This is a genomic window from Rhodococcus sp. BP-241 (genome assembly GCF_019836145.1).
Lineage (GTDB): Bacteria > Actinomycetota > Actinomycetes > Mycobacteriales > Mycobacteriaceae > Rhodococcoides.
On sequence record NZ_JABUEI010000001.1, the window covers coordinates 547,801 to 560,768 of the forward strand.

Annotated in this window: 14 protein-coding genes; 2 read left to right on the top strand and 12 right to left on the bottom strand. The window is 69.2% G+C overall.

Annotated elements, in window-relative coordinates; all coding sequences use genetic code 11:
- Positions 1-74 precede the first annotated feature (74 nt).
- The 3 genes from HQ308_RS02525 to HQ308_RS02535 all read right to left on the bottom strand — a co-directional run bounded on the left by HQ308_RS02525 (position 75) and on the right by HQ308_RS02535 (position 2,166).
- The gene (locus HQ308_RS02525; RefSeq protein ID WP_027505033.1) at positions 75-1,004 is read right to left on the bottom strand and encodes a tyrosine recombinase XerC; all 930 of its coding nucleotides are present in this window, start codon (positions 1,002-1,004) and stop codon (positions 75-77) included.
- Complete coding sequence (locus tag HQ308_RS02530; RefSeq protein ID WP_222645342.1) at positions 988-1,731, bottom strand: siderophore-interacting protein; 744 nt, start codon at positions 1,729-1,731, stop codon at positions 988-990. The genes HQ308_RS02525 and HQ308_RS02530 overlap by 17 nt, the downstream gene beginning before the upstream one ends.
- Positions 1,732-1,821: 90 nt before the next feature.
- The gene (locus HQ308_RS02535; protein ID WP_027505031.1) at positions 1,822-2,166 is read right to left on the bottom strand and encodes an Lsr2 family protein; all 345 of its coding nucleotides are present in this window, start codon (positions 2,164-2,166) and stop codon (positions 1,822-1,824) included.
- 250 nt (positions 2,167-2,416) lie between these two features.
- Between HQ308_RS02535 and HQ308_RS02540 the strand changes: the two genes are divergently transcribed.
- A complete protein-coding gene (locus HQ308_RS02540) occupies positions 2,417-3,748 on the top strand; it encodes a DNA cytosine methyltransferase (protein WP_082544494.1) in 1,332 nt (443 codons plus the stop codon).
- On the opposite strand, the gene dprA is transcribed toward HQ308_RS02540, so the two are convergent.
- Genes dprA through HQ308_RS02555 form a run of 3 tightly spaced genes read right to left on the bottom strand, consistent with a single transcriptional unit; the run spans position 3,668 to position 6,689 of the window.
- Positions 3,668-4,825 (bottom strand): DNA-processing protein DprA, encoded by a 1,158-nt coding sequence (dprA, locus tag HQ308_RS02545; RefSeq protein ID WP_235578930.1) that lies wholly within the window; start codon positions 4,823-4,825, stop codon positions 3,668-3,670. The genes HQ308_RS02540 and dprA overlap by 81 nt on opposite strands.
- The gene (locus HQ308_RS02550; RefSeq protein ID WP_222645343.1) at positions 4,822-6,333 is read right to left on the bottom strand and encodes a YifB family Mg chelatase-like AAA ATPase; all 1,512 of its coding nucleotides are present in this window, start codon (positions 6,331-6,333) and stop codon (positions 4,822-4,824) included. Before HQ308_RS02550 ends, dprA begins: the two co-directional genes overlap by 4 nt.
- Complete coding sequence (locus tag HQ308_RS02555) at positions 6,333-6,689, bottom strand: YraN family protein (RefSeq protein WP_027505028.1); 357 nt, start codon at positions 6,687-6,689, stop codon at positions 6,333-6,335. The genes HQ308_RS02550 and HQ308_RS02555 overlap by 1 nt, the downstream gene beginning before the upstream one ends.
- Before the next feature lie 198 nt (positions 6,690-6,887).
- Between HQ308_RS02555 and HQ308_RS02560 the strand changes: the two genes are divergently transcribed.
- Entirely contained in the window at positions 6,888-7,190 is a 303-nt protein-coding gene (locus tag HQ308_RS02560; RefSeq protein WP_204867859.1) for a hypothetical protein, read from the top strand.
- Between the two features lie 37 nt (positions 7,191-7,227).
- Here HQ308_RS02560 and HQ308_RS02565 read toward each other — a convergent pair whose 3' ends face one another.
- The 6 genes from HQ308_RS02565 to HQ308_RS02590 all read right to left on the bottom strand — a co-directional run bounded on the left by HQ308_RS02565 (position 7,228) and on the right by HQ308_RS02590 (position 12,941).
- A complete protein-coding gene (locus HQ308_RS02565; protein ID WP_027505026.1) occupies positions 7,228-7,533 on the bottom strand; it encodes a DUF2469 domain-containing protein in 306 nt (101 codons plus the stop codon).
- A gap of 7 nt (positions 7,534-7,540) precedes the next feature.
- Positions 7,541-8,284 carry a ribonuclease HII gene (locus HQ308_RS02570; protein ID WP_222645344.1) on the bottom strand — a complete coding sequence of 248 codons (744 nt, stop codon included), beginning with the start codon at positions 8,282-8,284 and terminating at the stop codon, positions 7,541-7,543.
- A gap of 11 nt (positions 8,285-8,295) precedes the next feature.
- Positions 8,296-9,051, bottom strand: a complete 756-nt coding sequence (gene lepB, locus HQ308_RS02575) for a signal peptidase I (protein WP_222630753.1) — start codon at positions 9,049-9,051, stop codon at positions 8,296-8,298.
- Between the two features lie 112 nt (positions 9,052-9,163).
- A complete protein-coding gene (rplS, locus tag HQ308_RS02580) occupies positions 9,164-9,505 on the bottom strand; it encodes a 50S ribosomal protein L19 (protein WP_027505024.1) in 342 nt (113 codons plus the stop codon).
- 191 nt (positions 9,506-9,696) lie between these two features.
- Positions 9,697-10,554 (bottom strand): hypothetical protein, encoded by an 858-nt coding sequence (locus HQ308_RS02585; RefSeq protein WP_222637721.1) that lies wholly within the window; start codon positions 10,552-10,554, stop codon positions 9,697-9,699.
- Positions 10,555-10,619: 65 nt separating this feature from the next.
- Positions 10,620-12,941, bottom strand: coding sequence for a Tex family protein (locus tag HQ308_RS02590; protein ID WP_222645345.1), 2,322 nt, complete (start codon positions 12,939-12,941; stop codon positions 10,620-10,622).
- Between the last annotated feature and the right edge of the window lie 27 nt (positions 12,942-12,968).

The window sequence follows — 12,968 nt, forward strand, 5'->3', positions numbered from 1 at the left end:
CGGCACGGTCACATCCCCCGTGCAGACGGTACCAAACGTGCACGAGCGTGCGAGGTGGTCGACAGGACCCGACGTCAGGCTCGCGGATGCGCCTGATCGTGGACCGCGCGCAGCCGCTCCACGGAGACATGGGTGTAGATCTGCGTCGTGGCGAGCGACGCGTGCCCGAGCAGTTCCTGCACCACGCGGAGATCGGCGCCGCCCTCGAGCAGGTGGGTCGCGGCGGAGTGTCGGAGGCCGTGCGGACCCAGGTCCGGGGCACCGGGCACGGCGGACAGCACCTCGTGCACCACCGAGCGCGCCTGCCGCTGATTCAGGCGTCCGCCGCGACGCCCCAGGAGCAGGGCCGCGCCGGAGTCCGGTGTGGCCAGGGCGGGGCGGCCCACGGTCGACCACTGCACCACCGCGTCCTCCGCGGGCGCGCCGAACGGTACGACGCGTTCCTTGTCGCCCTTGCCGAGGACGCGGAGCACCCGTCTGTCGAGATCCACGTCGTCCACATCGAGACCGCACAGTTCGCCGACCCGGATTCCGGTCGCGTACAAGAGCTCTACGACGACCCTGTCGCGCAGGGCCATCGGATCCTGTTGCTCGGCACCGGATGTCGCGGCCGTCATCGCGTCCCGAGCGTCACGCTCACGCAGCACGCCCGGGAGCGTCCGACGCGACGGCGGTGCCGACAGCCGCACCGCCGGGTCCGCGGTGAGTGCTCCGACGGTGCACGACCACGCGGTGAAGGTGCGCGCCGAACTCGCTCGACGCGCGAGAGTCGAGCGGGACACTCCCGCGACCGACATCGAGGCGAGCCACGAGCGCAGGGAGCGAAGTGTGATCACGTCGTCGAGTGCCGCGGACGGATCACCGTGCGCGTCTCGACAGAAGCCGATCAGAGCACGGGCGTCGCCGACGTACGCGCGCACGGTGTGCTCGGAGCGGTTGCGTTGCAGAGCGAGATGCTCGGTGAATCTCGCGAGGAGCGCGAGATCGTCAGGATTCGCTGGCAGCGAGTTCTCGCTTCCAGGTGCGGAATCCCTCCTCGGTGCGGCCACGACGCCAGTATCCCGATATCGAGGCCCATTCCGCAGTCAAGCCACGCTCTTTGCGGATGTAAGGCCGGATCTCGTGCATCACGGACTGCGCTTCACCGTGCACGAAGACATGAGGCTGACCGGGCAGCCACTCCACCGCACGGACGGCGGCGGCCAGCGGTGAGCCACCCGGATCCTGGTCGCGGTACACCCAGCGGATGTCGGCAGAGGTCGGCGCCGCGATCTCGACGCGGTCCTCCGGACTCGCTGCTTCGAGCACCACTCGCGCGACGGCTCCCTCGGGAAGCGCCGCGAGTGCTGCGGAGATGGCGGGCACGCCCGTCTCGTCGCCGGCGAGAAGGTGCCAGTCTGCGTCCGCACGAGGCGAGTACGCGCCGGCGGGACCGAAGAACGAGAGCTGGTCCCCCGCCGCGGCGCTCAGCGCCCACGGGCCGGCGACACCCTCGTCGCCGTGGACGACGAAGTCGATGGCGACTTCGCGGGCCTGCGTGTCCACCGATCGCACCGTGTAGGTGCGCAACGTCGGCTCGTCGGCGTCACCGAAGTGCAGCTTGACGTAGCTGTCGGCGAACTCGGACGGCGCGAACTCGTCGAAGTTCGCACCGCCGAGCACCACGCGCACCATGTGCGGGGTGAGCCGCTCGGTGCGGAGAACGGTCAGGGTGGTCAGTCGTCGCGCCACAGGGCACCTCCATCGGGTACGGGCCTTGCCGCCGGTGGGGCGCAAGACGTGGTTAGCCTACCCTAATTCGCCGACCGGCCCCACGACAGGTCAGTGCGCGGCGTCGTACGCGTCCTGGATCTCCTGGCTGATGCGCCCGCGGGTGCTGACCTCGAAGCCGTTCTCCTTGGCCCACGCCCGCACGTCCTGCAGATTCTGGCGGCCCTTCTTCGGCGCCGCGGCGGACCCGTTCCGGCGAGACTTCTTGCCGCCCACCTTCTCCGCGTGTTCGATCCAGAATGCGAATTGGTCGTACAACTCGTTGGCGTGCTTGCTGTTGAGATCGATCGAATAGGACACGCCTCCGACCGCGAACTCGACCGTCTCGCCCTGCCCGTCCTTGATGAGTGAACCGTCGACATCGTCGATCATTTGGACGGTGGTGCGTCGTGCCATTGTTCTGCGCTCCTCGATACCGGGTGGAGAAAGAATTTCCTCCAAGATAACAGCCGAGATGGCCGACATCGTGACACCGACCCGACACCGCCCTGACAACATCCGAATCACGACATCTCGGTCGTGAATTCGACGACCTGTTGTTCGTGACCGACACGGGACGATCGGGCTCACCGCGGTCGCCGGTACTGTGACGGACGCAAACTCGACGCGGCCACTCCCGTCGACGTCGGCCACGAAGGGTTCACGGATGACCGCACAGAGTTTCTCGGAAACGCGTGCCGTGTCGTCGACGACGAGACCGTCCGGTTCGCTGACCTTCGTCGATCTCTTCAGCGGTGCGGGCGGAATGAGTTGCGGCTTCGCACGACACGGCGCCTTCGATGTCGTCGGCGCGGCGGACGCACAACTGGGTAAACCGAGCAGTGCGCGCGGATCTCTCGAATGCAATGCGTCCTACGAGGCGAATATCGGAACGGTGCCGCACGCCGTGGATCTTTCCGCTGTCACCGGGGCCGAGTTGGCGCGACTCTTCGCCCCGCGTCTGAACGGACGACCACTCGACGTACTCAGCGCGTGCCCGCCGTGCACCGGCTTCTCCCGTGCAAATCCTCGAAATCATCTCACCGACGATCCACGCAATTCGCTCGTGACCCGTGTCGCCGACTCCGTCGAGGCTCTGCGCCCGATCGTCCTCGTCATGGAAAACGCACGAGAATTGGTCGGCGGTAATTTCCGTGGTCATCTCGACGCGTTGGCTCTGCGGTTGGATCACCTCGGCTACGACGTCGATGCCTCGGTGCACATGCTCAGTACGGTCGGCTTACCGCAACGACGCGAGAGATCCCTGGTGGTCGCGGTGCGGCGCGATCACGAATTGCACACTCTTTCCGAATTGTGGGAGGGCACGACCATCGCACCGGAGGCGATCACGGTGCGTCGCGCGATCGGCCACCTGCCCCGCGTCGAGGCCGGTGAGACGGCGTCCGGCGATCCGATGCACCTCTCGCCCAGCATCGGTCGTGAGTCGACCCGCCGCCGCCTCCACGCCCTCCCCCACGACGGCGGTTCCTGGCTCGACCTCAGGTCCGCCCCCGGCGGCGACGACCACCTGACGCCCGCGATGCAGCGCCTCGTCGCCGCCGGGCGCCTGGGGTCGCACCCCGACGTGTACGGCCGACTGTGGTGGGACCGTCCCGCGCCCACCGTCAAACGGGAGTGCGCCCACTTCGGCAACGGCCGCTACACCCATCCCGAGCAGGACCGGCTGTGCACGGTGCGAGAGTTGGCCCTGCTGAACGGTTTTCCGGACGACTACGTGTTCCGCGCGCGATCGCTGTCGAACATGTACCGCCACATCGGGGACGCGGTACCGCCGCTCGTGTCCGCTCAGCTCGCCGCGCTGTGCACCTGGATCATCAGCGGCGTCAAGCCGGACCTGCGCGACGCGATCCTGCCCGGCACCTCCCTGCGGGCAGAGGACCTGCTCCCGGCACAGCCCTCACCGGATCTTCTCGATGCGCACCCATCCCGCCTCGTCGCGGCCGGCGTGTCCCTCGATCTCGAGGACCACCAGCGCTGACCGCACCGCCGACACGGGCACGCCGGAGTCCACGGACAGTTGCTGCACCGTTCGGGCTCCCGTGGCCGGGAACGCGTCCAGCACGCGGGCGGGAGTCTGCGGCAGGCGATCGAGATCGCGGCCGAACAGGGCGTCCCGGTCGTCGTCGTCCTCGACACCCGCACCCACCGCACCCGCCTCGGCCACCACGTCCCGGGCACCCGTCACCAGACGCGCTTCGCCCTCGCGGATCATCCGGTGGCACCCCGTCGACGACGCGGACGTCACCGGCCCCGGTACCGCCATGACCGGTCGCCCCAGTGCCCGTGCCCACGACGCCGTGTTACGCGCCCCGCTGCGCCATCCCGCCTCGACCACGACCACGCCGTCACACAGTGCGGCCACCAGCCTGTTGCGGGAGAGGAAGCGGTACCGGGCGGGTGGTGTGCCCGGCGGATACTCCGACACCACCGCACCCGTCTCCGACACTCTCCGCAGCAGACGCTCGTGCCCCGCCGGGTACGCCCGGTCGACGCCGCACGCCAGCACTGCCACCGTGCAGCCGCCCACGCCCAGCGCGGCGCGATGCGCCGCACCGTCGATGCCGTACGCGCCGCCGGAGACCACCGTCCACCCGTCCACTGCCAGGTCTCCCGCGATCTCTCCCGTCACGTGCTCCCCGTAGCTCGTCGCGGCGCGCGTTCCCACCACGGCCACCGCCCGCTCCGTGGACGACGCCACCGGCGCCGGACCCACCACCCACAACGCCAACGGCGCACCGCCGTCGCGAGTCGGCAGAGCCCCGTCCGGCCGTTCGAATCCGAGGAACCGCCAGGCGGGCCACTCCTCGTCCGACGGCACCACCAGTCGACCGTCCATCGCAGCCATCAGGTCGAGGCTCGCCGCGGCGGTGTCGAGATGTGCCCGCGCCGACACGCGGTCCCACACCGCCTTCGGAACGTCCCCGGTGCGCATCGTCGCCGCGGCGTCCACCACTCCGCGCGAGGCGATGAGCTGCTCGACGGCGCGCGACGGACCCTGCACCACAGTCGAGACGTACGCCCACGCCAGGGTCTCCGGATTCTCCGCTCCACTCACACGCCACTCCCCTGTTCGCGAAAACTCATCGCCGACGCCACGCACTCCGGTCCCGGAGACATCCGCCCCTCGAGGTCGCCGAGCGTCCAGGCCAAGCGCAGGATGCGGTCCGCGCCCCGCGCCGTGATGCCACCGCGCCGCAGCGCCCGTTCGATCGGGATCAACGCCTCGCGTTCGAGCCTGAAGCGCTGGCGCAGTGCCGATCCGGGTACTTCGGCATTGGTCTGCCAGCCGAACTCGGACCACCGTTCCGCCGCCGCCTGCCGCGCTGCCGTCACTCTGCCGCGCACCACCTCGGTCGTCTCCCCCACGTCGTCGGTCAACATTCCGGTCGCAGTGGGCTGCATCGACAGCCGCAGGTCCACCCGGTCGAGCAGTGGTCCGGACAGCTTGCCGAGGTAGCGCCGGCGGGCGTTCGGCGCACACACGCAGTCGGCGGTCCGCGGCGATGCGCACGGACACGGATTGGCCGCCAGCACCAGTTGGAAGCGAGCGGGATAGCGGGCGACCCCGTCGCGCCGCGCGATGCGCACCTCGCCGTCCTCCAGCGGGGTACGCAGTGCCTCCAGCACGCGCACCGACATCTCGGCGCACTCGTCGAGGAAGAGCACGCCGTGGTGCGCCCGGCTCACCGCACCCGGTCGCGCCATGCCGCTTCCGCCGCCCACCAGTGCCGCCACCGAGGTGGTGTGATGCGGCGCGATGAACGGGGCGGTGGTGATCAACGGACACTCCGCCGTGAGTGTCCCCGCGACGGAGTGCACCGCCGTCACCTCCAGGGCCTGACCCTCCGTCAGCGGCGGCAGCAGGCCGGGCAGCCGACCCGCGAGCATCGTCTTGCCGATACCGGGCGGTCCCGTGAACATCAGATGGTGTGCGCCGGCGGCCGCGACCTCGAGAGCCCAGCGTGCTTCGGACTGTCCGACCACGTCGACGAGATCGCCGTACCGGGGCTCCGGACCCGGCCGTGTCGGCATCGGTTCCGGGAGAGTGCACCGGTGCGAGAGCCACTCGATCACCTGCCGCAGATGCGCGGCCCCGAGGACCTCGATCCCGCCCACCAGGCCCGCCTCGACGAGGCTGTCCTGCGGCACCACCACACGAGTCCATCCCGCTCCGCGTGCGGCGAGCACGGCGGGAAGGACCCCGCGCACGCTCCGCACCCGCCCGTCGAGTGCCAGCTCACCCACCAGCACCGTCGAGGCCAACAGACCCGGCGGCACCACCTTGGCGGCGCCGAGCACCGCGCACGCCAGTGCCAGGTCGTACACGGATCCCACTTTCGGGAGTGTGGCCGGCGACAGCGCGAGCACCACCTTGGACGCGGGCCAGCTCTGGCCGGAGTTGTTCACCGCGGCCCGCACTCGGTCCCGTGACTCCTGCAGCGCCGCATCGGGGAGTCCGACCACGTGCACGCCCGGCAGGCCCCGCCCCACGTCGGCCTCGATCTCCACCAGGATGCCGTCGATGCCCGTGACGGCGACCGAGAACGTCCGTCCCAGGGCCATCAGAACGCCGCCCTCAGATGCGAGAGCAGAGGCCCCCGGCCGTCGGCGATCACGACCTCCACGACGTCGAACCGCACCGGCACCCACGGACCGGACCGCTCGGCGAGCCACAGCCCGGCCAGCCGGTGGATGCGCTGCGCCTTCGCCGGTGTGACCGCCTCGGCCGGAGTGCCGTACCCGTCGCCGGAGCGGGTCTTCACCTCGACGAACACGACGGTGTCGCCGTCCACGCCGATGATGTCGACCTCGCCGTGCCGACACCGCCAGTTGCGGTCGAGAATGCGCAGACCCACCGTCGTCAAATACGACGCGGCAGCCTCCTCGCCCGCTCTGCCCATTTCCGCGTTCGTCGCCATGGCTCCCCTCGCCGACCCGGTGCCCGGTGGTGGGCACACCCGGTGTCGGAGCACGACTGTGCAGGCACGCGGCGACCGTGCCGCGGCGCCGACCTGCGGCCGCAGAAAACCCGGGGACGACGCTCGACCCGGGGATGACGGACCACCGAAACCCCCTGTTGCGCGGCGCTCGGCCCTGGGGTTTGCGATGATCGGGTCATGAACACTGCACGCGACTCGTCGGCGAGCGGGACGCCGTCCGGCAGTGAGTTCCTTCTCCGCCGCGTGCCGGACGATCGGCGGCCCGCTCACCCTTATGCACTGCTGTGGACGTCGAACGATGCGCTGGGTCGGGAATCGACCAGGGAGGTGGGGTGCGGCGACTACTCGTGGGCGCTACGGACGGCACGCATCCTGTCCATTCCGCGCGCGTCGATCGAGCACGACCAGCGCGGCGGCGTGGACGACGGCTACGAGGGGTGGCACCTCAACGCGCGGATCCTGGGAACGGATCAGCGCTGATTCACTCGGGAAGTCCCCGTCACTCGGGAAGTCCCCGTCACTCAGGAAGTCTCAGATCCGGCTTGTCGAGTTCCTCGATGTTGACGTCCTTGAACGTGATCACCCGGACGTGCTTGACGAAGCGCGCGGGTCGGTACATGTCCCACACCCACGCATCGGACATCCGCACCTCGAAGTAGATCTCACCGTCCGCGTTCCGCGGGATCATCTCCACCGAGTTCGCGAGATAGAAGCGACGCTCGGTCTCCACCACGTAGGTGAACTGGCCGACGATGTCGCGGTACTCCCGGTACAGCGACAGTTCCATCTCGGTTTCGTACTTCTCGAGATCCTCGGCACTCATGCCGCCATCATCGCGCATCGGCGCCCTCGTGTTCCCATCGACCCCGCTCCTGCGGCGACACCGTCGGTGCGGCGCCGGCATCCTCGAGGCAGGCGACGTTCGACCACGAGCGACGGTGCTCCCGGCTCGCCCCGAGACGGGCGAGGGCGTCCGTGTGCAGCGTCGTGTTGTAGCCCTTGTGTACGGAGAAGTCGTAGCCGGGAATGTCTCCGTCGAGTGAGCGCATGATGCGGTCGCGATGCACCTTGGCGAGCACGCTCGCGGCGGCGATACATGCCGCGGTGGCGTCACCACCGATCACCGGGAGTGACGGCGCGGGAAGCCCGGGCACCCGAAAACCGTCGGTCAGGACGTACCCGGGGTCGACCGACAGTCCGGCGACCGCGCGGCGCATGCCCTCGATGTTGGCGACGTGGATGCCGATGCGGTCGATCTCGGCCGCGGGGACGGTGACGATCGAGTATGCCGTCGCCCAGCGGATCACCCTCGGGAACAACGACTCCCGCGTCTTCTCGCTCAACTTCTTCGAGTCGTCCAGAAGGTCCAGCGCGGCGCGGGCGCGATCGCCCAGGATGCACGCGGCGATGACCAGTGGGCCCGCACAGGCGCCACGACCCGCTTCGTCCACGCCCGCCACGGGCCCGAGCCCCGACCGGAGAAGGGCCGACTCCATGGTGCGCATGCCACCCGCACGCCGGATGACGGTGCGTGGCGGCCACGACGTCCGGGAGAGCCGCGTGGTCGACTTCATGGGCCCCGAACTCACTGCCCCTGGATGTCCGGATCGTCGATGAGACCCCAGCGACCGGGCGGCAGCACGATGGCCTGCGCCTTGCCGATCACGTTGTCCAGCGGGATGGTTCCCTGCAGTTCGTCGGCGACGTGGAAGCGCGAGTCGGCGGAGTTGCTGCGGTTGTCACCCATGACCCACACGTTGCCCTCGGGCACGGTGACGGGCCCGAAGCACCGCCCGGAACGAATCGGGGTGTCGCACGTGAGCGTGCCGGGCACGAAGTCGAAGTCCATGGTGATGTACGGCTCGTCGAGCGGCTTGCCGTCGACGAGAACGCGCCCCTGCTCGTCGCAGCACTCGACGGTCTGACCGCCGGTGGCGATGACGCGCTTGACCAGATCGTTCTCGTCCGGTGCGACCAGGCCGACGAGGGATCCGAGTTCCTGAGCGCCGCGGACGACGACGTTGGACGACCGCGTGGAGACGTAGTCGCCGTCCCAGGACGGCGGTCCGCGGAACACGACGACGTCACCGGCCGTCGGATCGCCGAAGCGGTACCCGATCTTCTCCACGACGATGCGGTCACCGGTGCAACCAGTGCAGCCGTGCAAGGTCGGCTCCATCGATTCCGAGGGGATCAGGTACACCCTCGCGACGAAGGTCTGCAAGAGGAAGCTGAGCACCAGGGCGACCAGGATGAGAATCGGGAGCTCACGCCAGAAGGACCGTGGCTTCTTGGTTCGCTGCGCCTCGTCGTTGTCGTCGCCCGCGCGCTCGTCCGTCACGGGTCAAGATTAGCGGCAGCGCCGCGGTGCAGAACGGCCGGGACGCAGAACGGCCGGACACCGGGGAACGAGTCCCCTGTGTCCGGCCGTCCAGCTAGTGGAACGCCGAAGATCAGCGCTTCTCCTTGATCTTGGCTGCCTTGCCGCGCAGCTCGCGCAGGTAGTACAGCTTCGCGCGACGCACGTCACCGCGGGTCAGCACGTCGATCTGGGCGATGTTCGGGGTGTGGACGGGGAAGGTGCGCTCCACGCCGACGCCGAAGGACACCTTGCGGACCGTGAAGGTCTCGCGGATGCCGCCACCCTGACGCCGAATGACGACGCCCTTGAAGATCTGCACGCGCTCCTTGGAGCCCTCGATGACCTTCACGTGCACGTTCAGTGTGTCGCCCGGGCGGAACTCGGGTATGTCGCTGCGCAGCGACTGCTTGTCCAGGAAATCCAGGGTGTTCATGGTTCATCCTTGCTGTGACGAGATCTCGAGCAGAGGACCCGAGCGGCTGCCGTCGGCGGATGCCGTCGACGCTCGACTGGTTCGTACTCCGAATAGGTGTCCACCGGATGCCGGGCATGCGAGTAGCACGCCCGGTGTCAGGCAACCCCACGATTGTGCCAGAGAACCGGTGCCCGACGAAATCGGCCGGATCAGCCCGCGCCGACCGATTCGCGATCGGGGCGCGACTCCCCCGGCGCCGGCGCCGGAACGACGATGCGATCGAGTTCGTCCTCGGCAGCGGCGCGCACGTGCGCGACGTCGGGCGTGCCCGCGATGGCGTCCTGCATCCAGATCTTCGCGCGGACGACGGGACGGCGCAGGTTGCGCTCGCGCCGCAGGGCCTTCTCCATCCGCCGCGGGCGTCGGGTGTAGCGCCAGCGCGCCCAGGGTGACCCCGGCCGGCCGATCCGGATCGCGCCGATCACGAGCAGCGGCAGAAAGAACAGGCCGGCGAGCCCGGTCCAGATCTTGCCCTTCGCGAGGACGATCGCGGCGAGGAGGAGATTGAGCGCGGCCAGGACGACGATGATGCTCCGCACCGCGACGCTGGGATCGTCACGGAAGCCGGCGACGTCGAAGAACTCGAGCGGTTTGAGACCGAACAGCAGCATGACGGTGGCGGCCACGGCGACGAAGACCGCGTCGACGGAGGTGCGGCCCTGCTCGGCCCAGTACACGTCCTCCAGGTAGAAGATGAGCGCGAACTCGTCGAGTACCAGTGCCGCACCGATACCGAAGAACGCCGCGAGCGCCGCGCCCGTGGTCTGGGTGCCGTCGACGTACACGGTGATCATCGCGATACCCGAGACCAGCATGGCGATCACACCGAACACGACGTGATGCACGTGGTGTCCGCCCGGCGTGACGTTGCCCGGCCACCAGGACACCTGCGCGCGGATCATGCGGACGCTGAACCGGATGAAGACGAACCCGGCGATGAACCCGACGAGGAAGAACAGCAGCGGGATGCGCCCCTCGTCGGAGACGTGGTGCATCCACCGCTCCATCGCAGCGCCTTCCTGCCGTGCCCGTCCTGTGACGAGGAAGTCTATCCGCGCCGCCGCGACACCCTCTACTTTCCGAAGCCCGCCTTCCGCAGGGCATCGGCCATCGATCCCGTTGCCGCGGCCGGTGCCGAGGACTGCGCTCCCTTGCGCGGTCCGGCTCCGGTCTTCTGCCTGTTCCGCGCGCCCTGGCCTCCCGACCCGCCGCGTGGAGCCGATGCCGCTGCCGTACCGCCGATCTCGTCGGTCAATCGCAGGGACAGGCCGATCCGCTGGCGCGGCAGGTCGACCTCCATGACCTTCACGCGCACGACCTGTCCGGACTTGACGACGTCGTGCGGGTCCGAGACGAAGCGGTCGGACATCGCCGAGACGTGGACGAGTCCGTCCTGGTGCACACCCACGTCGACGAAGGCGCCGAAGGCCGCCACGTTGGTCACCACTCCCTCGAGCACCATGCCCGGTCGGAGGTCGGCGACCTTCTCGACACCGGCCGCGAAGGTGGCGGTGGCGAACTCCGGACGCGGATCGCGGCCGGGCTTCTCGAGCTCGGACAGGATGTCGGTGACGGTCGGGAGTCCGAACCGGTCGTCGACGAAGTCCTGCGGGCGCAGGGACCGCAGCACCCGCTCGTTGCCGATCACCTCACGGACTCCCATGCCGGCCCTGTCGACGATGCGGCGCACCACGGGATACGCCTCGGGGTGCACGCTCGACCGGTCGAGGGGGTCGTCGCCGTCGGTGATGCGGAGGAACCCGGCGCACTGCTCGAAGGCCTTGGGCCCGAGCCGCGGAACCTTCTGCAGCGCGGATCGGGATCGGAAGGGGCCGTTCTCGTCGCGGTGCGCGACGATCGACTCGGCGAGAGTGGTGGCCACGCCGGAGACGCGCGCGAGCAGAGGCACGCTGGCGGTGTTGACGTCGACGCCGACCGCGTTGACCGCGTCCTCGACGACGGCGCCCAGGGAACGCGCCAACATGGATTCCGAGACGTCGTGCTGGTACTGCCCCACGCCGATCGACTTCGGGTCGATCTTCACCAGTTCCGCGAGAGGATCCTGCAGACGACGGGCGATGGAGACCGCGCCGCGGATCGAGACGTCGAGATCGGGCAGTTCGCGCGACCCGTAGGCGGACGCGGAGTACACGGAGGCGCCGGCCTCGGAGACCATCGCCTTGGTCAGGTTCGCGTCCGGGTACTTCGCGATGAGTTCCGCCGCCAGCGCGTCGGTCTCACGCGACGCGGTGCCGTTGCCGATGGCCAGCAGATCGACACGGTGCTTCGCCGCCAGTGCGGCCAGCGTCGCGAGCGCCTCGTTCCACTTGCCCTGGGGCTTGTGCGGATAGATGGTGTCGTACGCGAGGACCTTGCCGGTGGGGTCCACGATCGCGACCTTGGTTCCCATGCGGAACCCGGGGTCGAGGCCCATGGTGGTGCGACTGCCGGCGGGCGCAGCCAACAGCAGGTCCTTAAGGTTGGAGGCGAAGACGTCGACCGCGCGCTCCTCCGCGGACTGCCGCAGGCGCATGCGGGTGTCGATGCCCAGGCTGACCAGAAGCTTGGTCCGCCACGCCCATCGCACCGTGTCCAGGAGCCACCGATCGGCCGCACGGCCGTGGTCGCCGATACCGAAGCGCGCCGCGATGCGGGTCTCGTACACCGACGCGGTACCGGGTGCGGGTTCGTCGGTGTTCGGCTCCGGATCCATCGTGAGGGAGAGCACCTCCTCTTTCTCCCCGCGCAGGACTGCCAGTACTCGATGGGACGGAACGGAGGTGAAGGACTCGGAGAACGCGAAGTAGTCGGAGAACTTCGCACCGTCCGTCTCCTTGCCCGGTCGCACCGCGCTGGTCAACCGGCCACGGGTCCACATCAGCTCGCGCAGCGACCCGACGAGGTCGGCGTCCTCGGCGAAGTGCTCGACGAGGATCGCGCGCGCACCGGCGAGCTGCTCCTCGCCGAAGGACGTCGGATCGGTGGTCGGATCGGACAGCAGGGCGTCCGCCACGGGCTGGTGGCCGGCCTCGCGCGCGATCTGCGCCTTGGTGCGGCGCTTCGGTTTGAACGGGAGGTAGATGTCCTCGAGGCGCGCCTTGGTGTCCGCGAGCACGATCGAGTCCTCGAGCGCGTCGTCGAGCTTGCCCTGCGAGCGGATGGACTCGAGAATCGCGGCGCGGCGCTCGTCGAGCTCGCGCAGGTATCGCAGTCGCTCGTCGATCGTGCGCAGCTGGGTGTCGTCGAGCGTGCCCGTGACCTCCTTGCGGTAGCGCGCGATGAACGGCACCGTCGCACCCCCGTCGAGCAGGTCCACGGCGGCGCGTACGCGCTCCTCCGCGACGTCGAGCTCCTCGGCGATCCGGCGATTGACAGATTTCACAGCGGTCGTCACGGCGATGGACCCTACCGCGCCGGTACC